The sequence below is a fragment of the Chryseobacterium sp. FR048 genome (genome assembly GCF_056844665.1).
In genome coordinates, this window is sequence record NZ_JBXDSE010000008.1 from 25,496 (window position 1) to 52,384 (window position 26,889).

The 26,889-nt window shown below is 37.3% G+C and carries 27 protein-coding genes; 24 read left to right on the plus strand and 3 right to left on the minus strand.

From position 1 onward, the window contains the following. Window positions 1–58: 58 nt before the first annotated feature. The 12 genes from AC106K_RS20580 to AC106K_RS20635 all read left to right on the plus strand — a co-directional run bounded on the left by AC106K_RS20580 (window position 59) and on the right by AC106K_RS20635 (window position 11,030). On the plus strand, window positions 59–1,729 hold the full coding sequence (locus tag AC106K_RS20580) for a tetratricopeptide repeat-containing sensor histidine kinase (protein WP_482447319.1): 1,671 nt from the start codon (window positions 59–61) through the stop codon (window positions 1,727–1,729). 12 nt (window positions 1,730–1,741) lie between these two features. Then, a complete protein-coding gene (locus AC106K_RS20585; protein WP_482447320.1) occupies window positions 1,742–2,407 on the plus strand; it encodes a response regulator in 666 nt (221 codons plus the stop codon). A 79-nt stretch (window positions 2,408–2,486) separates the two neighbouring features. Next, window positions 2,487–3,005: a hypothetical protein gene (locus AC106K_RS20590; RefSeq protein WP_482447321.1), complete on the plus strand. Its 519-nt coding sequence runs from the start codon at window positions 2,487–2,489 to the stop codon at window positions 3,003–3,005. 12 nt (window positions 3,006–3,017) lie between these two features. Continuing rightward, a complete protein-coding gene (locus AC106K_RS20595) occupies window positions 3,018–4,745 on the plus strand; it encodes a hypothetical protein (RefSeq protein ID WP_482447322.1) in 1,728 nt (575 codons plus the stop codon). Window positions 4,746–4,764: 19 nt separating this feature from the next. Continuing rightward, on the plus strand, window positions 4,765–4,929 hold the full coding sequence (locus tag AC106K_RS20600; protein WP_482447323.1) for a hypothetical protein: 165 nt from the start codon (window positions 4,765–4,767) through the stop codon (window positions 4,927–4,929). Further along, on the plus strand, window positions 4,926–5,432 hold the full coding sequence (locus tag AC106K_RS20605; RefSeq protein WP_482447324.1) for a hypothetical protein: 507 nt from the start codon (window positions 4,926–4,928) through the stop codon (window positions 5,430–5,432). The genes AC106K_RS20600 and AC106K_RS20605 overlap by 4 nt, the downstream gene beginning before the upstream one ends. A 2-nt stretch (window positions 5,433–5,434) precedes the next feature. Continuing rightward, on the plus strand, window positions 5,435–6,985 hold the full coding sequence (locus AC106K_RS20610) for an AAA family ATPase (protein ID WP_482447325.1): 1,551 nt from the start codon (window positions 5,435–5,437) through the stop codon (window positions 6,983–6,985). 154 nt (window positions 6,986–7,139) lie between these two features. Beyond that, complete coding sequence (locus AC106K_RS20615; protein ID WP_482447326.1) at window positions 7,140–7,589, plus strand: hypothetical protein; 450 nt, start codon at window positions 7,140–7,142, stop codon at window positions 7,587–7,589. 19 nt (window positions 7,590–7,608) lie between these two features. Next, window positions 7,609–9,312, plus strand: a complete 1,704-nt coding sequence (locus tag AC106K_RS20620; protein WP_482447327.1) for a hypothetical protein — start codon at window positions 7,609–7,611, stop codon at window positions 9,310–9,312. 11 nt (window positions 9,313–9,323) lie between these two features. Further along, window positions 9,324–9,476 (plus strand): hypothetical protein, encoded by a 153-nt coding sequence (locus AC106K_RS20625; protein ID WP_482447328.1) that lies wholly within the window; start codon window positions 9,324–9,326, stop codon window positions 9,474–9,476. A 96-nt stretch (window positions 9,477–9,572) separates the two neighbouring features. Next, on the plus strand, window positions 9,573–10,640 hold the full coding sequence (locus tag AC106K_RS20630) for a type I restriction endonuclease (protein WP_482447329.1): 1,068 nt from the start codon (window positions 9,573–9,575) through the stop codon (window positions 10,638–10,640). 75 nt (window positions 10,641–10,715) lie between these two features. After that, window positions 10,716–11,030, plus strand: coding sequence for a hypothetical protein (locus AC106K_RS20635; protein ID WP_482447330.1), 315 nt, complete (start codon window positions 10,716–10,718; stop codon window positions 11,028–11,030). Between the two features lie 309 nt (window positions 11,031–11,339). On the opposite strand, the gene AC106K_RS20640 is transcribed toward AC106K_RS20635, so the two are convergent. From AC106K_RS20640 to AC106K_RS20650, 3 genes are all read right to left on the minus strand, one after another. Beyond that, a complete protein-coding gene (locus AC106K_RS20640) occupies window positions 11,340–11,789 on the minus strand; it encodes a GNAT family N-acetyltransferase (RefSeq protein WP_482447331.1) in 450 nt (149 codons plus the stop codon). After that, the gene (gene yihA / locus AC106K_RS20645; RefSeq protein WP_047099594.1) at window positions 11,782–12,405 is read right to left on the minus strand and encodes a ribosome biogenesis GTP-binding protein YihA/YsxC; all 624 of its coding nucleotides are present in this window, start codon (window positions 12,403–12,405) and stop codon (window positions 11,782–11,784) included. Before yihA ends, AC106K_RS20640 begins: the two co-directional genes overlap by 8 nt. A gap of 65 nt (window positions 12,406–12,470) precedes the next feature. Beyond that, window positions 12,471–13,232 (minus strand): alpha/beta fold hydrolase, encoded by a 762-nt coding sequence (locus AC106K_RS20650; RefSeq protein WP_482447333.1) that lies wholly within the window; start codon window positions 13,230–13,232, stop codon window positions 12,471–12,473. Window positions 13,233–13,505: 273 nt separating this feature from the next. Here AC106K_RS20650 and mraZ point away from each other — a divergent pair, with 273 nt between their 5' ends. From mraZ to AC106K_RS20710, 12 genes are all read left to right on the plus strand, one after another. Then, window positions 13,506–13,964, plus strand: coding sequence for a division/cell wall cluster transcriptional repressor MraZ (gene mraZ / locus AC106K_RS20655; protein ID WP_482447334.1), 459 nt, complete (start codon window positions 13,506–13,508; stop codon window positions 13,962–13,964). Window positions 13,965–14,011: 47 nt separating this feature from the next. Then, window positions 14,012–14,905 (plus strand): 16S rRNA (cytosine(1402)-N(4))-methyltransferase RsmH, encoded by an 894-nt coding sequence (rsmH, locus tag AC106K_RS20660; protein ID WP_482447336.1) that lies wholly within the window; start codon window positions 14,012–14,014, stop codon window positions 14,903–14,905. Between the two features lie 98 nt (window positions 14,906–15,003). Beyond that, on the plus strand, window positions 15,004–15,369 hold the full coding sequence (locus tag AC106K_RS20665; RefSeq protein ID WP_002981890.1) for an FtsL-like putative cell division protein: 366 nt from the start codon (window positions 15,004–15,006) through the stop codon (window positions 15,367–15,369). Next, window positions 15,353–17,344 carry a penicillin-binding transpeptidase domain-containing protein gene (locus tag AC106K_RS20670; protein ID WP_185287009.1) on the plus strand — a complete coding sequence of 664 codons (1,992 nt, stop codon included), beginning with the start codon at window positions 15,353–15,355 and terminating at the stop codon, window positions 17,342–17,344. Before AC106K_RS20665 ends, AC106K_RS20670 begins: the two co-directional genes overlap by 17 nt. Window positions 17,345–17,405: 61 nt before the next feature. After that, window positions 17,406–18,866, plus strand: a complete 1,461-nt coding sequence (locus AC106K_RS20675; RefSeq protein WP_482447337.1) for a UDP-N-acetylmuramoyl-L-alanyl-D-glutamate--2,6-diaminopimelate ligase — start codon at window positions 17,406–17,408, stop codon at window positions 18,864–18,866. 41 nt (window positions 18,867–18,907) lie between these two features. Continuing rightward, on the plus strand, window positions 18,908–19,285 hold the full coding sequence (locus AC106K_RS20680; RefSeq protein ID WP_482447338.1) for a four helix bundle protein: 378 nt from the start codon (window positions 18,908–18,910) through the stop codon (window positions 19,283–19,285). A 44-nt stretch (window positions 19,286–19,329) separates the two neighbouring features. After that, window positions 19,330–20,571 carry a phospho-N-acetylmuramoyl-pentapeptide-transferase gene (mraY, locus tag AC106K_RS20685; RefSeq protein ID WP_482447339.1) on the plus strand — a complete coding sequence of 414 codons (1,242 nt, stop codon included), beginning with the start codon at window positions 19,330–19,332 and terminating at the stop codon, window positions 20,569–20,571. Window positions 20,572–20,657: 86 nt separating this feature from the next. Next, entirely contained in the window at window positions 20,658–21,983 is a 1,326-nt protein-coding gene (murD, locus tag AC106K_RS20690) for a UDP-N-acetylmuramoyl-L-alanine--D-glutamate ligase (RefSeq protein WP_482447340.1), read from the plus strand. A gap of 65 nt (window positions 21,984–22,048) precedes the next feature. Then, window positions 22,049–23,287: an FtsW/RodA/SpoVE family cell cycle protein gene (locus AC106K_RS20695; RefSeq protein ID WP_047099560.1), complete on the plus strand. Its 1,239-nt coding sequence runs from the start codon at window positions 22,049–22,051 to the stop codon at window positions 23,285–23,287. 54 nt (window positions 23,288–23,341) lie between these two features. Next, window positions 23,342–24,436, plus strand: a complete 1,095-nt coding sequence (murG, locus tag AC106K_RS20700) for an undecaprenyldiphospho-muramoylpentapeptide beta-N-acetylglucosaminyltransferase (RefSeq protein WP_482447341.1) — start codon at window positions 23,342–23,344, stop codon at window positions 24,434–24,436. Continuing rightward, window positions 24,437–25,795 (plus strand): UDP-N-acetylmuramate--L-alanine ligase, encoded by a 1,359-nt coding sequence (gene murC / locus AC106K_RS20705; RefSeq protein WP_482447342.1) that lies wholly within the window; start codon window positions 24,437–24,439, stop codon window positions 25,793–25,795. A 40-nt stretch (window positions 25,796–25,835) separates the two neighbouring features. Then, window positions 25,836–26,813, plus strand: a complete 978-nt coding sequence (locus AC106K_RS20710; protein ID WP_482447343.1) for a cell division protein FtsQ/DivIB — start codon at window positions 25,836–25,838, stop codon at window positions 26,811–26,813. Window positions 26,814–26,889 lie beyond the last annotated feature (76 nt).

A 26,889-nucleotide genomic window follows, 5' to 3' on the forward strand; every position in this document is an offset into this window, starting at 1 on the left:
TCACACAAATTTTTCTATTCTTTAAAAACTTTCCTATTTTTATGAAAACTGATTTTTTGTGAAAACTGTAATTTCAATTTTCTTTTCATTTTTAGTACTGTATTCCTGTACTAAAAAAGAGCTTATTTCAGATCCGACAACATTCAATCCAGATTATGAGAAGGCTTATACATTTGATACGTTAAAGGTATATGATAGCGCTTATACATATTATGACAAAGCACAAGAGGTTTTTAAACAAAATAAGAACAGCTTTGGATTAGCTAAATGCCTTTTAGCTATGGCTAAAATAGCAGAAAAAAAAGGAAACAATTACAAAAGCCAAAGTTTATCTTTTCAGGCAATTAAATATTTTAATATTCGTGATACTGCACAGTACTACCATATAAGCGACAATTATAATAGTTTAGGAATCTCTAGCCAGAATCTAAACAAAAATAATGAAGCCAGAAAGTTTTATGATTCCGCAGCCAAATATGCAACAGACGATCTCTCAAAATTTACATTCCTAAAAAATAAAGGCATCGTTTACAAAACAGAAAAAAATTATCTTAAAGCCATTGAAATTTACCAGCGTATACTCCCAAAGATCAAAAACGACAAGCTATTATATGCAAGACTCTTATCTAACTTAGCTTATATAAAATGGCTTAATAATTCTCATTATTATGCTGAGCCTGATCTATTAAAGTCTCTTGAAATTGAAACTAATATTGGCGACTTAGAAGGACAAAATGCTTCTTATTCCCATTTATCCGATTATTATAAAGATAAAGATCCAGACAAATCACTTTTTCATGCAAAAATGATGTACAAAGCTGCTTCCACCATCAAAAACCCTTATGACCAATTAGAAGCATTACAAAAACTAGCTATTTTAGACCCTAAAAACTATACTCATAACTTTAATAAGTATGTTTCATTAAATGATAGTCTCCAAACCATTAGAAATAATGACAATGATAAATTTGCGTCCGTCATCTACAAAGTAGAGGAAAGTAAAGCGGAAAATCAAAAATTAAAAATACAAAACACTGAAAGTGAAAATCAACGATTATGGCTTTCTTTACTTACGGGGCTCCTTATTGCGACTATCATTGTAATTCTCACCTTGTATAAAAAAAGACAAACAAGGCTTAAGCAAGAAAATGAGCTAAAAATACAGGAAAATAAGCTCAAGCTCTCCAAAAAAGTTCACGACGTTGTAGCCAATGGGATCTACCAGGTGATGACCAAAATTGAAAATCAGGAGAACTTTGATAAAGAAGAAGCGCTGGACGAACTGGAGTTTGTCTACGAAAAATCCAGAGACATCTCTTATGAAAAACCTGATCCTAAAGATAGTATTGAGTTTGACAAAAAAATATCCGGACTTATTGCTTCTTTTAATAACGACTATATAAAAACATATCTTGCAGGAAATGATCATAATGTATGGAACGGAGTAAATGACTCTGTCCAAAACGAAATTTATCAGGTGATCCGTGAGCTTTTGGTAAATATGAAAAAACATAGCCAGGCTAGTCTCGTAGCTTTTAAGTTTGAGAGAAAGGATAATCTGATACATATTCAGTATACCGATAACGGAATTGGTATTCAGGATGAAATATCTTACAACAATGGGCTAAGAAATACGGTTTCCCGTATGGAAACCATTCACGGACAAATTATTTTTGATACCCAAACCGAAAAAGGGCTGAAAGTTTATATTTCATTCCCAGCTCCTTAAAAAAGAAAAAAAATGTTTAAAAAAATTTTAATAGCCGAAGACCACGAAAGCAGCAGTATTTCTGTACAAAAAACATTAGAAGATCTCAATATATCCCATGCAGACTATGTTTATTACTGCGATGATGCCTTAGCCAAAATTCAGAAATCCATTCGTGAGAATGATCATTATGATCTTTTAATTACCGATCTTTCTTTTGAAGAAGATCACCATGAGCAGAAAATTAAAGACGGGAAGACATTGATTCAGGCTATTAAGGAAGTACAGCCTGCACTTAAAACCATAGTTTTCTCTTCTGAGCACAGATCCGGAGTGATAGATTCTCTTTTTAAAGAATATGAAATCAATGGCTTTGTACGCAAGGCAAGACACGATTCCAAAGAATTGAAAAAAGCCATCGCATCAGTTTACGATAACAAAAACTACCTGTCTCTCGATCTGAAACAGGATGTAAAACAGTTGAATAGCTATGAATTTACAGACTATGATATTACCTTGATCTCCCTTCTGGCCCAGGGTGTTCTTCAAAAAAACATTCCAGTCTATCTACAAAACAATAATATCAGACCCAACAGTTTAAGCAGTGTAGAAAAGAGACTGAACAGTATGAAAGAAGATCTTCAGATCACCAGCAACGAACAGCTTATTGCTTTTTGTAAAGATTTGGGGATTATTTAGCCTTTTCAAAAGATATTTGTATATTTTTGTTTAAAGATATACAGCATACGTACTCTTAAAAAACACATATCTTTTAACCATGGCTAAAATACTCTTTCAAAATGAAGATGCCCATTTACATTTTGAGAAAAAACAAGAAAATACGGTCAATACTTCCGGATTCCTGAGCGAGCGCGACTATATTAAAAAACGTTCCGAAGGCTATATGAACCTCATCAAAAACCTGGATACCGATATGCTTTCGGAAACCAAAGGAAAAGATGAATTCATAAAAAAACTTCAGGAAGAATTTGGTACCGCCGAAGTGACACAACTTCCTATCGGAATTTTATCCAAATGTTTTCTGGGTCACCCGCACGATGTACATACACTCGATCTGACCGGGGGAACCATCCTTAAACATTATGTAAAAGGTGAACCTCTACCTCCTGATTTTGAGAAAGCCAGAGTGCCTGCGCTTCACAATGCCTATGCATTTATAGAAGTATACAAAGATAAGTTTATCATCGTGCACTATGATGGTACGGTTACTTTAATTGGAAAAATTCTGGATTCAATTGCTAATTTTTTCGGAGACAAAAAAGAAGAAAATCTATAAAAACACGAAGGAATGTCACAGGACGATTTTTTACTCAATAATAATATTAGAGGGATTAACCATAATCTTGATCAGCTCAATAACAATGTCAATACACTTCATTCCAGATTAGGAAATATCAATTCTGAAATAGGAGACATCAATGATAAACAGGAAGTCCTGGACGGTAAAATGAGTACCCTTTCCGGGATCATCGATGATTTTATCAAAGTAGATAATGAAAAGAAGGAACTTCAACTTGCAGAGACCAGACAAGGAAATCTAAAACAGGATCTTCATCACAAATTCGGCTATTACGCAGAAATCCGCAGAATGGTTTTAGGAGTTTTGCAAGCCGTAGACAGTGGTATTGTAAGCAACGATGTCTTACAGAATGCCGTGGAAACTCTCATGGTCAAAACCCCGGATTACTGGCTTGCTCCTGCCCTGGTGGCCCTTGTAGCATGGGTACGAGATGATCAGGAAGACACAGAAAAGGCACTCAATGAAGCGTTAAGAAGGGATGATTACAAGACTACCTTATTCTTTATGCTCCTTATGCGGAGACTCGGCAGAAATGAAGCCTGTCATCAGTGGGTACAAAGGTATCTGCTGCATCAGGATCCCTATCATCTTGACCGGGAATTTGTAATGGTGCTTGAAGCCGCGGCTACCGGATCATTTCCTCCGGCATCGCGGGAACTTATTTTGTCTACCGTAGCTCAATGGACTGATCAGCTTACCCAGACCGATCAATACATCAACCAGCAGAAAAATGAATGGCTTAGATTCTTTCAATATAAAGGAGAATTAAGTGACCAGCAATATCCACTGCTGGAAAAATATTGTACCAATTGGGAAGCCCTTAAAGCTTCCATGAGGAAAGTAAGACTGCACCAGTTTTTGCTTCCCTATTTTAAAAAAATATTGAATTCTCCTGTAGATTATTCAAAGACATCAAAAAATCAGCTGGACGAAATTCTGTCATTGCTGATCACCAATTTTGATGATGAAGAACTGGAATTGCAGAAGCAAATAAAGCTTAATCAGCAGATTGTCAACAAAAAAGAAAATAAAAAATCCACAGACCCTTCATATGCATCACAGGAGAAAGCATTTGATGAAAAAACAGACATCCTTCAGATGCTTACCAATGCAGCATTTGTTCCCGAGCTTACAGGAGCTTCCCATGCCACACAGTCTTTGGCTGTTGCGATAAGCAGCCCCTGGATTTCAGAAGCTCACGATACTTATACGGCAGAATACAGGATGAATACGGTGGATACCGAATTGGATATTGAAAAATATAAAACTTCATCATCAGATGGCTCTAACGAAGCGGAACAGCTCAAAAAGCATAATGAATATTGGGATAATCTTTTGAATGAGGCTTTGAAAAAAAAAGGTTCTGTAGGTTGTGCGATAACAACAGGGCTATTTTTTTATGGGCTTGCAGGATTGATCTATAAGTACAGACCGGGTTTTGAAACAACCAGTTATGTGATGTTGGGTATTGGTACTTTCATTATTCTGATATTGTATTGGAACGCAAGTTATAATAAGGAAAAAGCCAAAAATAAAAATAAAGAAGACCGTATCAAATCACAGGAAGTTATCAGAGGCTGTCTTGCAGAGCTTGTAGATTTCAAAGCGGAATACAATAAAGAAGATGCAAAGGCGGAAGAAGTAAGAGCCTTGCTGAGGTCTGTCTCTGCGGAAGAACTTCTGGGGAATTCAAGAGATACAAAAGCCATGTTATAATCTTACAACACCAAAGAAAATGAATAACGACCAAGAAAATAATACTGAAAATAAACAGGAGATAAAAAACGAGACTTCATCGTCTGAAAATACTTCCAAAAAGAAAGAAAATGCCAAGTTTCCCGATTGGGACATTCTTCCTCCCAACCGAATCATTAATCCAAGAATAAAAAACAACTCATGAAGCCGCCTGTAACCTATGCGGAATGGGTAGATGTATTCGACCGCTTCGGAAAAGGAGAAGATGTATCTGAAGAAATGAACTCCGGTCATTTCGAAATGGATGCCGGCACTGCACAGCGCTTTTTTGCAAGAGCTGAAGAAGCCTATAAAGCCAGAAAAAAGATGTGGCTGGATCAGTACCAGAGAAACTTTAAACTTCAGGATATTAAAACCATCGAAGAACTTGAATTTGTTCTTCAAAATAACAAAAAAACATTATCTGTCTTATCCAGATTTATCCATTCCAAGGGACTTCCTAAAGAATTGAAAGATCCTTTTCAAAAAGATTTCACAGCATTTGTAAGTGAATTTAAGAAAAATCTGAAAGACAATACCGGGAAAGACAACCGGGAAAGAGAAAAAATGCTGATGGTGATCAACAATTTCAGTATAAGCGAATTTTCACAGGATCAATCTGCGGGGGAAGCTCAGCCTCCCTCTGCCGGAAGAAAAATTATTTTTTAATTATGGCCAACAAAGAAGAATTTAAAACCTCCTTATCCAGAATGTTTCGGGCAAGGATTCCTTTTATCTCGATACGAAGCATAGAAAGAGCAAGAGTTTTAGAAATCATACAGCAATTGTCAGAGGAAATCAATATTCCTATTTACATTCATAGTCTTTCTCATGGGATGCTGGATATTAAAACTAAAAAAGCAGTTAACGATGACCGTTCCGTAGCCGGAGGTATTGACTTTGCTGTTCAGAATATCTCTCAGAGGCAAAATCTGACCTTCATTTTTACAGAGGTAAGCGATATTGAAGATGACAATATTGTTTCCCGGCACATTTACGACTGTGTCGTTCAGGCCATAGAAAAAGGAGGAAGTATTTGCATCATTTCCACCAAAAGCGTGTGGTCACAGCTTCAGCGTCTTGGGATGACCCTTACTTTAGATCCGCCTAACGAAGAAGAAATGCTTTCCATTGTCAAAGACTGTGTAATTCCTTACAAAGGCTCCATTCCTATTGACTGGGAAGACAGTGATTTTAAAATGGCGGCTACTATTTTAGCCAATATGACCAAAATAGAAGCCGAAAACGTACTGGCAACCCAGATGGCCAAAGGTTCTCTTACCAAAGACGACATCAAGAGCCTTAGTATGGAAAAAGATAAACTGTTCAGTGATATTTCCGGTCTTGAAAAGGTAAAAGTAGATCCGTCAGCCATCTCTGTGGGAGGGCTAAGCGGCTTACACCAATGGCTGGATAACCAGAGACAACTCTTAACAGCTGATTTAAAAACCAGAAAACTGCGCCCACCAAGAGGGGTTTTATTAGTAGGAGTTCCCGGATGCGGAAAATCCTTATCTGCAAAGTTCATTGCAGCCACCTGGAATCTGCCATTATACAGACTAGACTTTGCCTCTATTCAGGGAATGTATGTTGGACAGTCTGAAAACAGATTAAAAGAAGCTCTTGAATCGGCAGATAACGCGGCTCCCTGCATTCTATGGATTGATGAAATTGAGAAAGGCCTTGCCGCCAATGCCAATGATTCTTCCGGGGTAACCACAAGAATGATCGGACAGTTTTTGTTCTGGCTACAGGAAAGTACAGAGAAAGTATTTGTAGTAGCTACGGCCAATGATGTGTCCAAACTTCCTCCTGAACTTCTCCGTAAAGGAAGGTTTGATGAACTTTTCTTCATCGACTTACCCCAGGATCAGGAAAGAGCAGATATTATCGGCCTGTATATCAGAAAGAATCTTCTTCCTCAACCTTCAGCTCAGACGTTTGAAAAGCTTGTCGCTTTATCCTCAGGTTTTGCAGGTTCTGATCTCGAAGGAGCAGTGCGTGATGTAGCAATACAAGCTGTCATCAATGGAGATTCTTTTATCACAGATGAACTGTATGAAAAATGCTTCCAGAATATTGTTCCGCTAAGCAAAACCAGTCCGGAAAGAATAGAAGCGATCAGGAACTGGGGAAAAGAAAGAGCTGTCCCCGCCTCAGGACTTTCCTGGAGTACTTCTCCTAATGATAAGGGATCTCCTACCCGAACCATTATTATCTGATCCGTCTTACAATATCATGATACAAACCTTTCAAGTTTTTTGAAAGGTTTTTTGCATTATGGATTCCCGTAAGGCTTATCGTTATCCCTCTCCTACTTTTGTAAATGTAATGTTCACATATCGTTGCCTTTAACCAATTGAAACAAATAGGAAAATGGGAAAAATAATCTTTCAAAATGAAATCAATACTACCGATTTCGGAAACTCGCATCCTTCTTCAAAAATTCTAAGTGATAGAGATATACTAAAAAAACGTTCAAAAGAATATCTGAATTTAATCAAGGGAATTGATACGGAGCTTCTTTCAGAAACAAGAGGAAAAGAAGAATTGATCTCAAAAATTCAGGAAGAATTCGGAACCGCAGAATTGGCCAATCTTCCTTTGGGAATTTTAGCCAAATGCTTCCTGGGTCATCCTCATGAAGTACATACACTGGATCTGAGCGGAGAACAGATTATCAGACATTATAAAATAGGAGAATCTCTTCCGGAGCATTTTGAAAAGGCCAGAATACTGGCGAAACATAATGCATATGCTTTTGTAGAGGTCTATAAAGACAAACTTATCCTGATCAGAGAGGATGGAGTAGCCGCAAAATTATAATCATGAAAAAACCAATAATATGTCACAAAGAGTAATTTCATATGCAGACCTTTCTACCATAAATAATGCTTTAAGATCTATAAAATCAGACATGCATGAGGTCAATTTAGAATTGGGAAGTTTAAATCATAAACATGATCATCTTAAAACTGACCTCTTAAAATTAGCCGATTCCTTCGCTGATTATGTTGAAGCTGACATTAAGCATAAAGCTTTGCAGCTTGCAGAAACAAGACAAGGTAACCTTAAACAGGATCTTCAGATCAGATTTGGATATTATGCTGAGGTCCGTAGAATGGCTACTGGTATTCTGCAAGGCGTAGATACCGGAATCGTTAGCGAAGATACTCTTCAATATTCTACTGAAGAAATCATGATTAAAGCACCCAATTATTGGCTCGCCCCCGCATTGGTTGTGTTAACTTCCTGGATCAGGAATGATCAGGACACAGGCAGCAAAGCGCTTCTTGAAAGTCTGAAAAGAGACGATTACAAAACCTCTCTGTTCTTTATGCTTGTCATGAGAAGACTGGAAAGAAATGATGCCTGCCTGCAATGGATGAACAGGTATTTTCTTCATCAGAATCCTCATCATCTCGATAGGGAGTTCATCGTTATACTGGAAGCCATCACTACAGGAGTTTTTCAACCTGCCTCTCATCAGCTGATGACCAGAAATGTGAAAAACTGGATAGAGGAACTTACAAAGACTGATGACTACATCAACAAGCAAAAGATACAGTGGATCAATTTCTTTATAACAAAGGGGAACTTATCTGATCAAAAATATCCTCTGCTTGAAGAATTTGCAACAAACTGGACTGAATTAAAACAATCCTTGGCACAAGCCAGATCACACGATATTCTGGATCAACACTTTAATAGTATTTTCGAAAATACGGCAGATTATTCCATAGCGACAAAAGTTCAGCTTGATGAAATTCTTTCTCTGCTAGTCACCAACTTCGACGATGAAGAACTTCCGCTCCAAAATGAAGTAAGACTGAACCAGCTTATCATTCAAATGGATGGAGATAAAAAAGCAGCACAATCATTAATAGATAATGAAAAACACATTTTTGAAGAAAAAGTAGACTTTCTGCAGCTTTTGACCAATGCGGCCTTTGATCCTGAATTATCCGGAGCTACAAAAGTCACACAGGCTCTTGCCGTATCAGTGAGCCAGCCGTGGATCATAGAAGCTCATGATACCTTTACAGCAGAATACAGAAGCAATATAGAAGAGACAGTGGGGCTAATTATTGACGGCTTTACCACTTCAACAACAGATGGAACAGATGAACAGCAACAGCTTGTAAAACATGAAAAGTATTGGGCAGAATTTCTTGAAAAGGAATTAAAGAAATTATCCTCACCAACTATCTCGATCATCATGGGAATTCTAATTCCACTTGGCGCTCTTGCGGTTTTCAAATTAGGAATTTTAGGTTTTCTCAGTATTTTGATTGGAATTTTCATTATTGGAAACTCAATCCACAACCATAAAAAATCTAAGAAAAGAATAATAAAAGACGTCACCAAAAGAAAGATAAAATCTCAGGAAGTATTAAGGGGATGTATCGCCGAAGTCGTTGATTACAGAAAAGAATTCGCTTCAGAAGATACGAAAGCAGAAATTCTGCGAGAGACTTTATCATCTATAACTCCTGAAGACTTCTCAAGCACTTCCAGAGATACAAGAAATATTTTGCAGCCATCTTAAAATCAATCAATATGGAAAACCTTCTCAATACTCAGCCACCACAGCAACAACGACCTTCTGCCCAGGAAAAAACAGAAAATAAAAACAAGGAGGCAAAATTTCCAACATGGGACATTCTTCCTCCCAATCAAATAATTAATCCGAGAATCAGATCCGGATCATAAAACAAACGCTCCATTAAAAGCTTTTCAAGTTACGGTTTTCCGTAAGGATACCCTTTCAAAGGGTTATAATTTTGGAGTATAAATAAAAACAATAAAATGGACCTTAAAATTAAACTTGAGCAATTGCAGCAAAAAGTATCCGGATTAAAAGATCAGATTGCCACTGAAGAAGCAACTAAGAATGCTTTTGTAATGCCTTTTATACAAATTTTAGGTTATGACATCTTCAACCCTACAGAAGTGATTCCTGAGCACGTTTGTGATATTGGAACAAAGAAAGGAGAAAAAGTAGATTATGTAATCAAAAATAATGATGAACCTATTTTCATCATCGAATGCAAACACTGGAAAGAAAGTGCTGACGCCCATAATTCTCAACTTCACAGATACTACCATGTTTCTAAAACGAGGTTTGGAGTTTTGACAAATGGTATTGTTTATAATTTTTATACAGACCTTGAAAAGCCTAATATTATGGATGAAAAACCATTTTTCACGATCAATATTGAGGATTTAAAAGACAGTTCAATAAAGATTCTGGAAAGCTTTACAAAGAAAGATTATAATTTGGAAAGTATTTTAGACTCTGCCGAAGCATTAAAATATATTAAAGCTATCAGAAAAGAATTTGAAAAGGAAATAGAATCTCCATCTGACGAAATTGTAAAACTTTTGGTAAGCAGGTTTTTTGAAAAATCAATAACAGCTAACAGGATGGTATCTTTTAAAGAATATACCAAAAAAGCCTTAACAACTTCTATCAACGAATCTATAAGTTTCAGACTTAAATCAGCTTTAAACATTAATGAACAGATTGAAAAACAGGAGGAAGAGGTAAAAACATCACAATCTATTGATGAAAATAATGATTCTAAAATTGTTACCACTGAAGAGGAACTTGAAGGATTCCAGATTGTAAAAGCTATTATGAGAGAGAAAATTCCTTCAACACGCATAGCCTACAGAGACACTTTGTCTTATTTTGGAATCTTACTGGATGATAATAATAGAAAGCCGCTTTGCAGGCTTCACTTCAATACAACGAACAAATACATTGAGACATTTCATAATGGTAAAGATGCAGGAGAAAAAGTGCTGCTGAATAATCTTGATGAGATCTACAACTTCAGAGAGCAACTTCATAAAACATTAGAAAATTATTAGTGGTACTCCATCAAATTTATTCCTCTCTTAAAAATAACCATGAAAACAATTTTATATAACTAAAAATCAAATATTATGAAAAAACTACTACTTACCAGCCTTTTAGGATTCGGACTATTATTGCCCGCCAATTTTTCCGCATCCACAACAAACACTTCTTCTGCAAAAGAATTCTCCACGAAAAAGCCTAGAAAAAGCAAGAGCAGAACAAGCCGCAAAAGTAAATACGGCAAATCAAGCAGATCCTATAATTCCAGGTCATACTCACAAAGCAGAGGATGTACATATAATGGGCAAGAACTGTTCGTTGGCCCTAGAGGAGGATGCTATTACTACGCCGGAAGCAGTAAACAATATGTAGACAGATCTTATTGTTCAGGCTGTAATTAATTAAAAAAACTAAAAACACTCCATATATAACCATCAAAGGCGAAGAGATTTTCTTCGCTTTTTGTATTTTCGGAAATCTAAAATTAAAAACGAATACAATGGTCCAACTTATCTTATTACTAATCAACTTAGTATTTCCAAACAATAATATCACTGGTGACAGCGCATCACCTATTTACACCATAAACACAACAGAAAACGTGATAGGTGGCCCGGTTGGAGGCAACTCTGGACAGACTCCTCCTCCACTGGTTAATCCATAATAACATCAACAAAAAAGGTATCCCATCCAGGATACCTTTCTTTATTTTATTTTCTGATCATTTCCGTATGCGGAATATCATCTTCCAGATATTTTTTTCCGGTATCTTCAAAACCGAATCCGCCGTAGAATCTCAACAGATAATCCTGTGCTGAAATTCTGATTTCAGGAGTATGAAATCGGTTTTCAATAGTCTCAACAGCATATTGAATTAACTGTTTTCCTAAACTCTTACCTCTGCCTTTTTCCGTGGTTAGAACTCGTCCAATAGAAGTTTCCTCATATTTGACTCCTTTATCAAAAACACGGCAATAAGCCAGAACATCTCCATTTTCTTCTGCCCAGATATGTACTGCTTTCTGATCATAATTGTCCAGATCAGGGTAAGGGCAGTTCTGCTCAATAACGAAAACATCAATACGGGCTTTCAGTACGGCATACAATTCCGGAACACTAAACTCATCAAAAGTTTTAATCTTCCAAACCATATTACTCATCGAAACTTACATTATTTTGAATTAGAAAATCATTCGTCTTTTCAATAAAATCTAAAATCAGATCCCCACCCTCCTTTTTTTCTGCTGAGGTAATGTATAACTCAGGAAGATCTTCCCATGTCTTGTGCATTTCCAGCTTATAATCTTCAACATTTTTGATCACAGCATTAGGCTTTAGCTTATCCGCCTTTGTAAACACAATTGAAAACGGAACACCACTCTCTCCACACCATTGCATAAAATCAAGATCTATTGCCTGAGGTTTATGTCTTACATCTACCAGAACAAAAAGATTCACCAGGTTTCTTCTGTTCAGAATATAGTTGGTGATCAGCTTTTCAAAATCTTTTCGCTGAACTTTGGAAACCTTTGCATATCCATACCCCGGTAAGTCGGTAAGATACCAGTTCTCATTCACCAGAAAATGATTGATCAGCTGGGTTTTTCCCGGCGTTTGTGAAGTTTTAGCCAAATCCTTATGGTTCATCATGGCATTGATCAACGACGACTTCCCTACATTGGATCTTCCAATAAAAGCATATTCAGGAATATTCGGTTCAGGACACTCCTGCCATTTTCCGCTACTCTTTACAAACTCTGCTGTCTTAATAATCATTTTTGAATGTATTTTAGAAAAATAAACCATTAAGAAAAGCTCTTAATGGTCATTTATAATGTTTTTTAAACTTTGTCTTTTATCCAGTTGTATAGAATCTCGTTGAATTCATCCGGTTTTTCCATCATAGCGGCATGGCCACAGTGATCTATCCAGAACAGGTCCGAATTAGGAATAAACTTATGCATATCTTCAGCCACTTCTGGAGGAGTCACATTATCCTGTTTTCCCCAGATCAGACAGGTAGGCGTCACAATCTTAGGAAGGTCGTTCAGCATATTGTGTTTGATGGCACTTCTTGCCAGCATTACTGTTTTTATTCCTTTCATTCTGTCATTTACCACTCCGAATACTTCGTCTACCAGATCTTCAGTTGCAATCTTAGGATCATAAAAAACTTCTTCAGTCTTCTTTCTGATATAAGATCTATCATTCTTTCTTGGAAAACTATCACCAAAAGTTCTTTCATACAATCCCGAACTGCCTGTAAGAACAAGATTCTTCACCAGATCAGGTCTTGCCAACGTCATGATAAGCCCTACATGGCCTCCCATTGAGTTTCCTACAATCGTCACAGGTCCTGAAATATGACTTTCTATAAACTTGATGATATATTTTGCAAGCGTGGTAAGATTTGTATTGAGTACCGGAAGATCATAGATGGGCAACTGAGGAACAAACACCTTGAATCCCCTATCCGAAAAAAAATCTACCATTTTATCGAAATTACTCAAACCACCCATTAACCCGTGCAACAGCACTAATGGATGTCCTTCTCCCGCCTCTACATAGGAATATTTCTTTTCTTTTTTTGTACTAAATATCATACTCATGCCTTAATAAAGCCCTGCAAAAATACAAATTAAACCTCAAAAATATTTTGATTATCCTAATTTAAGATAAAAATAATACAATATTCTCCTTTTTAACTTTTTTTTTCAAAACTGCTTTATTATGGGCTAAATAGCACTTTTAACAAGTGTCTACATATCAATTCATTACATTCTTGGAGCTCAATCTTTAATAAAACTTATTAACATTGAGTCAAAAAGTGGGAAAAAGTGGGAAATTTTGGAAATTATTATATAAATTTGTCCCAAATGAAAAATTTCATTGGGACATATGAGTGTAAAATTGACGACAAAGGCCGCTTAAAAGTTCCTTCCTCTCTGATCAAACAGATGGAAAACTTCGACGATAAGGCGTTTGTAGTCAAAAGATCTGTGTTCCAACCTTGTCTGGAAGTCTATCCTATGAATGCATGGGACAAACTGATGGGCAAAATTAATAAACTGAACAGGTTCATAAAAAAGAATGCTGATTTCATACGAATGTTTACGGCAGGAGTAAAAACAGTAGAGTTGGACAATGCAGGAAGATTACAGATTTCCAAAGACCTGATGACTTTCGCAAATCTTCAGAAAGATGTTGTGATCACCAGCGCAGGAGAACTTTTCGAAATCTGGGATAAAGACGCCTATGAAAAGGTAATTTCCACCAACGAAACTGATTTTGCAAGTTTAGCCGAAGATGTAATGGGCTCTTTCGATGAAGAATAACTGCATCGGTTATTAATAATAGTATTAAATAAAAAACACAATTAAGCATGTATCATAACCCCGTTTTGTTGAAGCAGAGTGTTGATGATTTGGTGACGAATCCTGACGGAATATACGTGGACTGTACCTTTGGAGGTGGAGGTCACTCAAGAGAAATTCTGAGCAGACTTTCAGACAAAGGAAGATTGTTCAGCTTTGATCAGGATCTGGATGCACTTAAAAATACAATTGATGATCCCAGATTTACATTGGTGAATCAGAATTTCAGATTTCTGGAAAACTCATTGCTGATGTACGGAATCAGTCAGATTGATGGTGTTTTGGCTGACCTTGGTGTTTCTTCTCATCAGTTTGATGAAGCAGACAGAGGCTTTTCCACAAGAAGCAATGCGCCTCTGGATATGAGAATGAATGTGATGCAGAATCTGGATGCCAAAAGAGTGATCAATGAATATGGAGAAGAAGAGCTTGCAGATATTTTTTATCACTACGGAGAATTAAGAGAGGCAAGAAAACTGGCGAGAGATATTGTTCACCACAGAAAAACGAAAAGCATAGAAACTACGGAGGACCTGAAAAAACTTTTCAGCTACCTTCCACCTCATAAAGTGAATAAATTCTATGCCCAGCTTTTTCAGGCAGTAAGAATAGAAGTCAACCAGGAACTTGAAGTATTGAAAGAAATGCTGGTTCAGGCTTACAATGTTTTAAAACCGGAAGGAAGATTAGTAGTAATTTCTTACCACTCTCTGGAAGACCGTTTGGTAAAAAGATTCCTGAAAAACGGAATGTTCGAAGGAGAACCGGAAAGAGACATCTACGGAAATTATAAAAAAGCTTTCGAATTGGTAAAGAGTAAAGCGATCATTCCGGATGATAAGGAAATTGAAGAAAACTCAAGAGCCAGGAGTGCTAAAATGAGAACAGGAATAAAAGTATAAAATGTGAATGAGTGAATCGTCAATAGTGAATCTTTCACAGAATAAAATTGACCATTGACACAAAGTAAATTCACTGCGAAGCAAATTGAAAAAATAAATTGGCAAAAAGAACGACAAATCGCCCTCAGAAAAGACTCACTTTTATAGACATTATAAAAGGAAACTTTCTGAATCGTGATGAGATCAAAATACATTATAAGTATTTTCTCCTCCTGTTTGTTCTGATGATGGCCATGATCTATACCAACCATCTCGTCAATAAAAAAATTAAAATTGTAAACGCCTTAAAGGAAGAAACAGAAGAATACAAATCGAGAAACGCTTACGCCCAGAGTAAGCTGATCAAAGTAAAAATGGAATCAGAGCTGGGGAAAGAGGTCGCCCGGGATTCATTGATGACCCTGGAAAACCACCCTCACAAATTGCTAATAAAACTGGACAGTACAGATGCAAAAGCAAAATGAATACGATAATAAACGTAAAAAAACGTTACGATGGGGCTACCTCTTTGCAGTGGTAGCTTTGTGCGTGTTTGTAATGTTCTTGGCCAGGATTGTAATCCTGCAAAACACCAATGTCCAGGAGATCAAAGATGATTACATTAACAAAAACTACCGTGAGGCTACTCTAAAGGCTGCCCGTGGTAACCTTTTTGCTTCTGACGGTTCTATTCTTGCCACCACGGTAATGCGTTATGACATCTATCTGGATTTCAAAACGATGAAAGATACGGTATACACCAATAATATCGGTCCGCTTACAGATTCTTTAAGCAAAATGTTCGGCAAACCAAGAAGCGAATTCAGACAGAAGTTTGACGAACAGAAGAAAAAGAAAAACCAATACTACACATTGGCAAAAGGTCTCGATTTTGACCAATACGACAGAATCAGAAAGTTTCCGATATTCAAGAGAGGTAAAAACAAAGGTGGTTTCATTGTAGACAGAAATTACAAGAGGGAACTCGCTACTTCAGAAATTGGTGCCGGAACCATCGGAATGGATAACGGAGAACTGAAATCCGGACTTGAAGGAGCTTTCTCAAAATATTTAACAGGAACAGACGGAAAAAGATTAGAACAAAGAATCAACTCTTCCCAATGGAAACCAATCGACTTCTGGAAAGTTCAGGAACCTGTAGACGGAGAAGACGTATATACCACTTTAGACCTTAGAATTCAGGATATTGCACACTCCGCTCTGGAGAAACAACTGATCCATTTCGAAGCTAAACATGGTACCGTAATCGTTATGGAAGTTGAAACAGGAAAAGTTCGTGCCCTGGTCAACTTAAGGAGAACTGACTCGGGAGATTACGAAGACTCTTACAACTATGCTTTAAAAGACAACATCGAACCTGGATCCACCTTTAAGACCATTTCGCTTTTAGCAGCAATGGACGACGGTTTTATTGATGAAAATACAACCGTAAACGTAGGAAACGGAGTCTGGACCTATGCCAAACAAAGAATTTCAGATGGCCACGGTGGAGGAACCTATGACATCAGTGATGTTTTGGCAAAATCCAGCAACGTGGGAACAGCTAAGCTGATCACCAAATATTATGCTGAAAAGCCGCAGATCTTCCTTGATCACCTGAAACGTTGGAAGCTATTTGATAAAATGGATATTGAGCTTCCGGGAATCACAAAACCGAAGATCGTAACACCGGAAAATAAAAGATGGAACGCCGCAACATTAGCTTCAATCTCTTACGGATACTCTTCCAACATCAACCTGTTGCAGCTGACAACATTCTACAACGGGGTTGCAAATGGCGGAAAAATGCTGAAACCTCTATTCATCGATAAAATCATGAAAGATGGTAAAGTAATGTACAATGCTAAGCCGGAAGTAATGGTCAACAAAATGGCATCAGAAAAAGCCATCAAAATGATGACCAGTGCATTAACCAAAGCAGTAGAAAAAGGAACAGGACGAAGCATCTTTACTCCCAACCTTAAAATGGCAGGGAAAACAGGAACCGCAAGATTCGAATACTGGCTTCCCGGTCCTATGAAGTACAGAGCATCATTCGCCGGATTTTATCCCGCAGATGCACCAAAATACACCTGTTATGTAATGATAAGCGAACCCAATACATCAATAGGTTTTTATGGAGGTCCCGTTTCAGCGCCTGTATTTAAGGAAATTGCAGGAAAAACATTCCTGAAAACACCTCAGAATATCGAAAAAGAAATGCTCGTAGACAAAAAGGTAAACCTTAGCAAAATGGTTGAGCCCAATGTAAAAGTAGCAGTCAATGATAAGCAAATGCCCAATGTAGTAGGATTAATCGGTAAAAACGTAATCCCACAATTGGAAAACTTAGGATACCGTGTCGACTATAAAGGAGTGGGAAGAATCAAAGAACAATTCCCGTTAGAAGGCACCACGATCAGTAAGAATCAGAGAATTTATTTATCTCTGCAAAATTAAAAGAACAGAGTCCCGAAGGGACGACTTAAACCAAAATAGGACGCAGTCCTATTGATAAAAAATGATAATAACAGAATTAGTAAACAGAATCCCAGTAACAGAAATCCACGGTGACAACAACCGTGAGGTTAGTGAATTGGTGATCGACAGCAGAAAGGTTACAGCGAACTCTCTTTACATAGCAATGAGAGGTACAGTGGTGGACGGACATTCGTTCATTACTTCCGCTATTGAAAAAGGGGCAACAACGATCGTTTGCGAAGAACTTCCTGAAGTATTAGACGAAAACGTTACTTATGTAAAAGTAAAAGATTCATCTAAGGCTCTTGGCCACCTTGCATCCAATTTCTACGGAAACCCATCTCAGCAGCTTAAGCTGATAGGAGTTACCGGAACCAATGGGAAAACTTCTGTTTCTACTATGCTTTTTGATGTTTTCACAAATCTTGGCTATCCTTCGGCCTTACTTTCAACCGTTGAGATCAGAATCGGTGAAGAAATCATTCCGGCAACACATACCACTCCGGACGTGATTACCATCAATAAAATCCTGGCTGAAGCTGTTGAAAAAGGATGTGAATATGCTTTCATGGAAGTAAGTTCTCATGGAATTGCCCAAAACAGAATCGAAGGATTACACTTCAAAGTGGCAGGATTCACCAACCTTACCCATGATCACCTGGATTATCATAAAACATTTGAGGAATACTTAAAAACGAAAAAAAGATTCTTTGATCAATTAGAAGATACAGCCATTGCCATCACCAACGTGGATGACAAAAACGGGAATGTAATGCTTCAGAATACAAAAGCTACAAAAAAATCTTACGCCCTGAAAACCATGGCCGACTACCACGGAAAACTTTTAGAAGTAGATTTCAACGGTATGCTGCTGAACTTTAACGGAAAAGAATTCTGGACAACATTAACCGGGAAATTTAATGTTTACAATTTACTGCTTGTATTCGGAATTGCTGCTGAACTTGGTTTTGAGCAGGATGAGATCTTACAGGCAATCAGTAAACTAAAAAGAGTTTCCGGAAGATTTGAAACCTTCAAATCAGACGGTGGGATTTTCTTTATTGTAGATTATGCCCATACTCCAGATGCCCTGGAAAATATTCTGGACAGCATCAATGACATCAGAACAAAAAATGAAAGACTGATCACCGTTTTCGGTTGTGGAGGCGATAGAGACCACTCCAAAAGACCTGAAATGGGAAATATTGCCACTAAAAAATCAACACTGGCAATCATCACATCAGATAACCCGAGAACAGAAGAGCCGGGACAAATTATAAAAGAAATTGAAGCAGGCGTTGAGCCTCAGAACTTCAGCAAATACACTTCAATTCCGGACAGAAAAGAAGCCATCAAGATGGCGATCAAGTTTGCAGAACCCAAAGATATTGTTTTGGTAGCCGGAAAAGGCCACGAAACCTATCAGGAGATTAATGGTGTAAAACATCATTTTGATGACAAAGAAGTGATTAATGAACTCTGGAGATTAATGTCTAAATAAATTGAAAGATTAAACTCATTGAAAGATTTAAAAATTTGATTATGACAAAGAATTTTGAAAATTTACCTGTATATATCAAAAGCTTAAATCTTATTGAAAAAGTTTATCAATTTCTTCAAAGTAAAAGTTTTGAAAAAGAATTTGAATTTAATAACCAAATAAAAAGAGCGAGTTTTTCAATTAGCAACAATATTGCGGAAGGCTCAGAATATAATAATAACAGACAATTTATAAGATATTTAAAAATTGCAAAAGGCAGCTGTGCTGAAGTAAGAAGTATGCTGATTGTAAGTAAAAGATTAAAATTAGGTGACGAAAATAAAGCTGAAGAAATGATAACCATCTCCAGAGAGATTTCTTCAAATATTTCAAACTTTATTAAATATTTAAATGAAAATATTGAGAAACCCAATCTTTAAATCTTTAAATAAATTAAATTTTTAAATAATAAAAAAACAGGAACATGCTATACTATCTATACGAATATCTAACCAACCATGGAATCCATATCCCGGGATTAGGAATGTTGAAATACATCTCCTTCCGTGCCGGAATGGCCGTACTGTTCTCTTTAATCATTGCTCTTGTCTACGGAAAAAGAGTAATCAATTACCTGAGAACAAAACAAATGGGAGAATTGGTGCGTGACCTTGGACTGGATGGCCAGAAACAAAAAGAAGGAACCCCTACCATGGGAGGACTTATCATCATTTTGGCAACCATCATTCCTGTATTGCTGTTTACAAGAATTACCAATGTTTATATTGTTCTGCTGTTGGTGTCAATGATTTGGATGGGAGCAATCGGTTTTCTGGATGATTACTTAAAGAAAATCAAGAAAAATAAAGACGGTTTAAGTGGAAAGTTTAAAATCGTAGGCCAGGTCGGATTAGGCTTAATTGTCGGAGTTACAATGTATTTCCACCCTGACATTACCGTTAAAAGAAAATATGCTGATGCTAAAGTGGTAAACAGAAACAATGTAGAGCAAAACTTTATGCCTACAGAAAAAATTACAGTTTCCACGGTTCCTTTTGCCAAAAACAACGAGTTCGATTACAGTGGAATTTTATTCTGGATGAATGATAAAGATGCCCATGAGTGGGCATGGATTGTCTTTATTCCTATCGTTATTTTCATTGTAACCGCCGTTTCCAACGGAGCCAATATCACAGACGGAATAGATGGTCTTGCAGCAGGAACAAGTACAATTATACTCCTCACGCTGGCACTCTTCGCCTATCTTTCCGGAAACATCATCTTTGCAGATTACCTTAATATTATGTTCCTTCCGAATATGGGCGAAACCACCATTTTTGCCGTAGCAATGGTAGGAGCAGTAATCGGATTCTTCTGGTACAACACCTATCCTGCACAGGTTTTCATGGGAGATACCGGAAGTCTAATGCTGGGCGGAGTAATTGCCGTTTTAGCCATTATTTTAAGAAAAGAATTGCTGATTCCGGTATTATGCGGAATCTTCCTGATCGAAAACTTATCTGTAATGCTGCAGGTAATCGTTTTCAAATACAGAAAAAGAAAATATGGGCTGGAATATGCCCAAAACAACAGACTATTTAAAATGTCACCATTACACCACCATTATCAGAAAGAAGGGTTCCACGAAAGTAAAATCGTGAACCGTATGATCATTATCGGGGTAATAATGGCTATTATTTGTCTGATCACTTTAAAAATGAGATAAATTTTGTAAAAAGTAAAAAGTATTAATGTGAAAAGACACCAGATACATTGTACGTTTTACATTTTACATTTTACAAAAGAATAAATATGAAAATAGTTGTTTTAGGAGGTGGAGAAAGCGGATGCGGCGCTGCTTATTTGGCTAAAAAGAAAGGTCTGGAAGTATTTCTTTCAGATAAAGGAGCCATTAAGGATAACTATAAGCAGTTTCTTACCGATCATGAAATTGAATTTGAAGAAGGAAATCACGACGAAGAAAGGATTTTAAATGCTGACTGGATTGTAAAAAGCCCGGGAATTCCGAAAAAGGCTGAAATCATCCATAAAATTCATGAAAAAGGAATCAGACTTTCCTCAGAAATTGAATTTGCTTCAGAATTTACAGATGCAAAAATCATTGCAATCACAGGAAGCAACGGAAAAACAACAACAACTTCCCTGATCTATTATATCCTGAAAAATGACGGATTAAATGTAGGTCTGGGTGGAAATATCGGCTATAGCTTTGCCAGACAGGTTGCTGATGAAAACCATGAATATTACGTCCTGGAAGTAAGCTCCTTCCAGTTGGATGATATTCAGAATTTCAGACCCTATATCTCTTTATTGTTGAACCTTTCTCAGGATCACCTGGATCAGTACAACTACAACTATGAAGAATATGCTCTGGCAAAATTCAGGATCACTGAAAATCAGGAAAACGACAATTTCTTCATCTACAACAAAGATGATGAAATGAGCAAAAACCTTCTTGAAAAGCTTGAAATAAAGGCTAAAATGATTCCTTTCTCCACAAAAGAAAAATTATCAGAAGGGGGATATATGGAAGATGATAAAATTGTGGTGAAAGTAAAAGATGAATTCTCAATGAAAATTGAAGAATTATCCCTGCTTGGAAATCACAATGTAGCCAACAGCTTAGCAGCATCCATCGCCGGTAAAATATTAAAAATCAACAATGAAAGCATCAGACATTCATTGATGACCTTCCAGGCTGTAGAGCACAGATTAGAGTTCGTAACTGAAATTGACAGTGTAAAATACATCAATGACAGTAAAGCAACCAATGTAAATGCAACCTACTATGCTTTAGAAAGTATGAAAACACCAACTGTATGGATTGTTGGTGGATTAGATAAAGGAAATGACTATACGGAAATTGAAGATTTAGTCAAAAGAAAAGTAAAGGCAATTGTTTGTCTTGGAGTAGATAACAAGAAGATCATAGATTTCTTTAAAGATAAAAAAGAGTTTATTTATGATACTTCAAGCATGGAAGAAGCGGTGAGAATTTCAAAATCACTGGCTAAAAAAGGAGACACTGTTCTACTTTCCCCATGTTGCGCAAGCTTTGATTTATTCAAAAGCTATGAAGACAGAGGACGTCAGTTTAAAGAGCAGGTATTAAAGTAAAAATGTAAAATGTTAGATGTAAAAAGTACATTTTGCTTTGCACATCATACATCAATACAAAAAATATGGACGAACAGAATACAGAAAACAGATTTGAATTTCTAAAGGGCGATAAAGTACTTTGGATGGTCATTCTTGTGATCTCCATTTTCTCTATTTTCCCTGTTTACTCTGCAAGTTCGAATCTGGAATATATCGTTAATAACGGGACTACAACAGGTCACGTTATCAAGCATATGTTCTTTGTAGTCTTGGGATTAGCAATTATGAGACTTGTAGGAACCATCAAATACGAATATATCGGAAAGCTCAGCAGCATATTGCTTGGGCTAATGATTGTTTTATTGATCGTTACCATGTTTACCGGGCAGACCATTGACGGAGCCAGTGCCTCCAGATGGCTAAAGATTCCGGGAACACCCATCTCCTTTCAGCCATCATCATTTGCATTCCTGATGCTGATCATCTATCTCTGCAGGTATTTAACCAAAAAAATAACCAGAGAACGGCTTCCAATAGAGAATATCATGTATATTTTCGGACCGATTCTTCTTGTTTTTGTACTGGTCGCAAAAGATAATGGTTCCACGGCATTGATGATCCTGATGGTATCCGTGATTGTACTGGTTATTGGCCAGCTACACTGGAAGTACATTGCAGGCTTTATTTCCGCCTCTTTTGTAGCCATCGTATTCTTTTTATTGATCGCGCTGAATACCAATATGATCGGAGGAAACCGTGTACATACATGGATGAGCCGTATCGAAACCTTTACATCCAGCAAAGCCAAAACAGCAGATGTAGATGATGAAAGCGTAAAAGCCAAAAATTATCAGGTAATGCAGGCGAAAGCGGCCATTGTACATGGTGGAATTACCGGAATGGGACCAGGAAAAAGTGCATTGAAACAAATGCTTCCACAGTCCGCCTCCGACTTTATCTTCGCGGTTATTGTAGAAGAATACGGAGTAATAGGAGCCGCTTTTCTGATCAGCTTATACCTGATCATGATGATACGGATTGTAATGATCGCCAGTAAAATGCCGGCGTTCTTCGGATCATTGCTCGTGCTCAGTCTCGGGGTAATGATCTTTATACAACTGTCAGTAAATATTGCTGTTGCAGTCAATCTGATTCCGGTAACAGGACAGCCACTGCCATTGATCAGTTACGGGGGAACCTCCATGTTGGTAACCTACTTACAGCTGGGAATTATTTTAAATATAAGCTCCAGAATTCAGATCTATGACGAAGAAGGAATGGGCAAAAAACAAAGTATAGCAGAAATAAACGACATCGCATAAACCAAAAAGTCCCGAAGGGACGATTTAACAAAAATCGGACAAAGTCCTATTTATATGAGCAAAAAACTAAAAGTAATACTATCAGGCGGAGGAACAGGAGGACACATCTTCCCTGCCATCGCCATCGCTGATGAAATCAAAAAAAGATTTCCTGATGCTGAATTTTTGTTCATTGGGGCCAACGGAAAAATGGAAATGGAAAAAGTTCCACAGGCTGGCTACAAAATAGAAGGAATTGATATTGCCGGAATCGACAGAGGAAACCTGTTATCCAACCTGGGATTGCCTTTCAAAATTCTGAAAAGTTTATCCAGATCAAAGAAAATCATCAAAAACTTTGCTCCGGATTTTGCCATAGGAACAGGAGGTTTTGCCAGTGGGCCCGCTCTTTATGAGGCGAGTAAAATGGGAATCCCGATTTTCATACAGGAACAGAATGCGCATGCAGGAGTAACCAATAAGATTTTAAGCAAGAAAGCCAAAGCTGTTTTTACAGCATACCCAAAAGTAGAAGGCTTCCCTGCTGAAAAAATAAAATTCCTGGGAAATCCAATTCGTGAAAACATTATTTCAGGAATGGAGGAAACCGCTCAGGCAAAAGAAAAAATGGGACTGAATAAAGACACTCTTACAATTTTGTCTGTAGGGGGTTCTTTAGGATCCAGAACATTAAATAACGGGTGGAAAGAAAACCTTGAAAAGCTAAAAGAAAAAGGCTACCAGTTGATCTGGCAAACCGGAAAACTGGACTATAAAGAATTATCTAACAGTCTCCAGCTTCCAGCTTCCATTCATCTGAGAGAATTCATCAAAGACATGGAACTGGCTTATTCCGCAGCAGATGTTATTGTTTCAAGAGCCGGAGCTATTGCCATTTCAGAGCTGGCGGTCGCACAGAAACCGGTTTTGTTAGTTCCTTTCCCTTTTGCAGCGGAGGATCACCAAACCAAAAACGCCATGAACCTGGTTGAAAAAAATGCGGCCAGAATGGTAAAAGACTCTGAAATGCAGGAAAAATTCTGGGATACATTATCAGAAATCTGCGAAAATGAAAGTGTAAGAAAAGAAATGTCTGACAATCTGAAATATTTTGCCAAGCCTAATGCCGCAAAAGAGATTGTAGACGAGATTTTTAAAGTAATAAAATAAATGAGCAATTTAGAGACATATCAAAATTTTTACTTCGTTGGAATCGGAGGTATCGGAATGAGTGCATTAGCACGCTATTTCAATGCATCCGGAAAAAAAGTATTGGGCTATGATAAAACCAATACCAAACTTACTCAGAATCTGATGAATGAGGGTATTGATATTGTTTTTGAAGATCAGATTGACGAAAAGATAACTTCCCTTCAGAAGGAAAACACATTGGTCATCTATACTCCAGCCATTAAAACCCTTGGAATCTTAGATTACTTCAACCAAAATCAGTTTGAAGTTTTAAAACGAGCCAAAGTTTTAGGATTGATCACAGAAAATACAGACTGTATCGCCATAGCCGGAACTCACGGGAAGACAACTACATCTACCCTTGTCGCCCATTTATGCAAAGAAGCAGACTTACCGTTCTCATGTTTTTTAGGCGGTATTTCGGAAAACTTCAAATCCAACTTCCTGTACAATGGGTCTACCTATTCTGTAGTGGAAGCGGATGAGTACGACAGAAGCTTCCTAAACCTGTCTCCGGATTGGGCAGTAGTGACTTCTACCGATGCTGACCATTTGGATATTTATGGAGATAAAAGCCATATTGAAGAAGGATTCAGACAGTTTGCTGCATTAGTTCCTGAAGACAGACAACTCTTTGTAAGAAAAGGAATTGAAATTGGCAGAGATCATCAAACCTATGCGGTGAATGAGCCAGCAGACTACTATTCGAATAATCTGCGTATGGATCATGATAAAATTTATTTTGACTTCCATACTCCGACAGAGACCATCAAGGATTTTGTCTGGGAAATTCCGGGAATTCATAATGTTGAAAATGCGACTGTAGCACTGGCTATTCTGCACAATTTAGGCGCAGATTTTGATACGCTGAAAAAGGCTATTGCCAATTTTAAAGGAATTAAAAGAAGATATACCAAACATATTTATCAAAACGGTAAAATTTATATCGATGATTATGCCCACCACCCTACAGAAATCAATGCTGTAATGGGTTCAATCAAGACATTCTACCCGGACAAAAAATTATTGGTAGCCTTCCAGCCACACCTGTTCAGCAGAACCAGAGATTTTGCAGACGGATTCGCTGAAAGCTTAAGCAAAGCTGATGAACTGATCCTGCTTGATATATATCCTGCAAGAGAACTTCAGGAAAACTTTGAAGGAATTACCTCAAGCTGGCTGCTGGAAAAAGTAACATTAGACAAAAAAGAAGTATCGACATTATCCGATGCTTTTGAAAAAATAAAAGAAAAAGACTTTGACATCCTCCTTACAGTAGGTGCCGGAAATATAGATACTCTATACGACCCAATCTGTGAATGGATAGAGAAAATTTGAGTATAAACGCCTTTGCAATCATAGCGTTTAAAGAAAAAATATGAAAAATAAATACAGAATATTAAAAATTGTTGTTACGGTAATCATCCTGGGATTGTTACTGAGTTTCTCGTTGAAGAGATTCAGCAGCCAGACCATTACCGACAATAAAATTTCTGTAAAAATGAGTGAAAAGACTCCGGTTTACTTTGTAGATGAAAAGGACATCAGAGAAATTGTAAAAAAAGAAAACCCATCAGGAAAAGTAGGAAACCTGAATATTCCCGCTCTGGAAAAAAAGATCAATTCTCTGCCGGCAGTAGACAGTGCCAATGTCTACCTAAACCTGAACGGGAAACTGAATCTGGATATTAAACAGAGAGTCCCTGTTTTCAGACTCAATAAAGACGGAAGAGACTTTTATGTGGACGAAAAAGGTGTAGAGTTCCCTATTTCAAGGACCTATTCCCATCCTTGTATGCTGGTAACAGGAAATGTACAGCCTGATGAATATGAAAAACTGGCGGAGCTGGTAGAAAAGATAGACAAAGATGATTTCAGCAAAAAATATTTTATTGGAATCTCAAAAAATAAGGACAGCTACAGCCTTCTGACAAGCGAAGGAAATTACAGAGTTGAAATTGGAGATTTAGATAATATTGATTTTAAAGTAAAAGGATTTAAAACCTTTGTAGAAAAATACCTGGTGTATCAGGACCCTCAAAAATACAACATGGTTTCTGTAAAATATCAGAATCAGATTGTAACCACCCTGAACCCTTACTTTAAAGAAAATGACAGTCTCCTGAAAGCAGGAAAAATGGAACTGGCCAAAGCACCTTCTCCCTCTGCTGTCGCTAAAAAGACCGAAGCTAAACCAAAGGCTGCAGAAACAAAGAAAGCAATTTCTACTCCGGTAAAACCAAAAGAAAACACAAAACCAAAAACACATACAAAGGAAACAAAAAAAACAGAGAAAAAAACATCGGCCCCGGCACAGTCCAAGCCCAAGCCGAAACCAAAGGTGAAAATAGAATAAAACAAAGCCTGAAAGGGTATTTTAACACAAAATAGGACAGAGTCCTATCAAAGGAAAAAGTAGAAAAAATCAAATC

What these genes read in the sequence shown, in the direction of transcription:
- AC106K_RS20585 (WP_482447320.1), top strand. Translation starts at nt 1,742, where the DNA reads ATGTTTAAAAAAATTTTAATAGCCGAAGACCACGAAAGCAGCAGTATT.
- AC106K_RS20590 (WP_482447321.1), top strand. Translation starts at nt 2,487, where the DNA reads ATGGCTAAAATACTCTTTCAAAATGAAGATGCCCATTTACATTTTGAG.
- AC106K_RS20595 (WP_482447322.1), top strand. Translation starts at nt 3,018, where the DNA reads ATGTCACAGGACGATTTTTTACTCAATAATAATATTAGAGGGATTAAC.
- AC106K_RS20600 (WP_482447323.1), top strand. Translation starts at nt 4,765, where the DNA reads ATGAATAACGACCAAGAAAATAATACTGAAAATAAACAGGAGATAAAA.
- AC106K_RS20605 (WP_482447324.1), top strand. Translation starts at nt 4,926, where the DNA reads ATGAAGCCGCCTGTAACCTATGCGGAATGGGTAGATGTATTCGACCGC.
- AC106K_RS20610 (WP_482447325.1), top strand. Translation starts at nt 5,435, where the DNA reads ATGGCCAACAAAGAAGAATTTAAAACCTCCTTATCCAGAATGTTTCGG.
- AC106K_RS20615 (WP_482447326.1), top strand. Translation starts at nt 7,140, where the DNA reads ATGGGAAAAATAATCTTTCAAAATGAAATCAATACTACCGATTTCGGA.
- AC106K_RS20620 (WP_482447327.1), top strand. Translation starts at nt 7,609, where the DNA reads ATGTCACAAAGAGTAATTTCATATGCAGACCTTTCTACCATAAATAAT.
- AC106K_RS20625 (WP_482447328.1), top strand. Translation starts at nt 9,324, where the DNA reads ATGGAAAACCTTCTCAATACTCAGCCACCACAGCAACAACGACCTTCT.
- AC106K_RS20630 (WP_482447329.1), top strand. Translation starts at nt 9,573, where the DNA reads ATGGACCTTAAAATTAAACTTGAGCAATTGCAGCAAAAAGTATCCGGA.
- AC106K_RS20635 (WP_482447330.1), top strand. Translation starts at nt 10,716, where the DNA reads ATGAAAAAACTACTACTTACCAGCCTTTTAGGATTCGGACTATTATTG.
- AC106K_RS20640 (WP_482447331.1), bottom strand. Translation starts at nt 11,789, where the DNA reads ATGAGTAATATGGTTTGGAAGATTAAAACTTTTGATGAGTTTAGTGTT.
- yihA (WP_047099594.1), bottom strand. Translation starts at nt 12,405, where the DNA reads ATGATTATTAAGACAGCAGAGTTTGTAAAGAGTAGCGGAAAATGGCAG.
- AC106K_RS20650 (WP_482447333.1), bottom strand. Translation starts at nt 13,232, where the DNA reads ATGATATTTAGTACAAAAAAAGAAAAGAAATATTCCTATGTAGAGGCG.
- mraZ (WP_482447334.1), top strand. Translation starts at nt 13,506, where the DNA reads ATGAAAAATTTCATTGGGACATATGAGTGTAAAATTGACGACAAAGGC.
- rsmH (WP_482447336.1), top strand. Translation starts at nt 14,012, where the DNA reads ATGTATCATAACCCCGTTTTGTTGAAGCAGAGTGTTGATGATTTGGTG.
- AC106K_RS20670 (WP_185287009.1), top strand. Translation starts at nt 15,353, where the DNA reads ATGCAAAAGCAAAATGAATACGATAATAAACGTAAAAAAACGTTACGA.
- AC106K_RS20675 (WP_482447337.1), top strand. Translation starts at nt 17,406, where the DNA reads ATGATAATAACAGAATTAGTAAACAGAATCCCAGTAACAGAAATCCAC.
- AC106K_RS20680 (WP_482447338.1), top strand. Translation starts at nt 18,908, where the DNA reads ATGACAAAGAATTTTGAAAATTTACCTGTATATATCAAAAGCTTAAAT.
- mraY (WP_482447339.1), top strand. Translation starts at nt 19,330, where the DNA reads ATGCTATACTATCTATACGAATATCTAACCAACCATGGAATCCATATC.
- murD (WP_482447340.1), top strand. Translation starts at nt 20,658, where the DNA reads ATGAAAATAGTTGTTTTAGGAGGTGGAGAAAGCGGATGCGGCGCTGCT.
- AC106K_RS20695 (WP_047099560.1), top strand. Translation starts at nt 22,049, where the DNA reads ATGGACGAACAGAATACAGAAAACAGATTTGAATTTCTAAAGGGCGAT.
- murG (WP_482447341.1), top strand. Translation starts at nt 23,342, where the DNA reads ATGAGCAAAAAACTAAAAGTAATACTATCAGGCGGAGGAACAGGAGGA.
- murC (WP_482447342.1), top strand. Translation starts at nt 24,437, where the DNA reads ATGAGCAATTTAGAGACATATCAAAATTTTTACTTCGTTGGAATCGGA.
- AC106K_RS20710 (WP_482447343.1), top strand. Translation starts at nt 25,836, where the DNA reads ATGAAAAATAAATACAGAATATTAAAAATTGTTGTTACGGTAATCATC.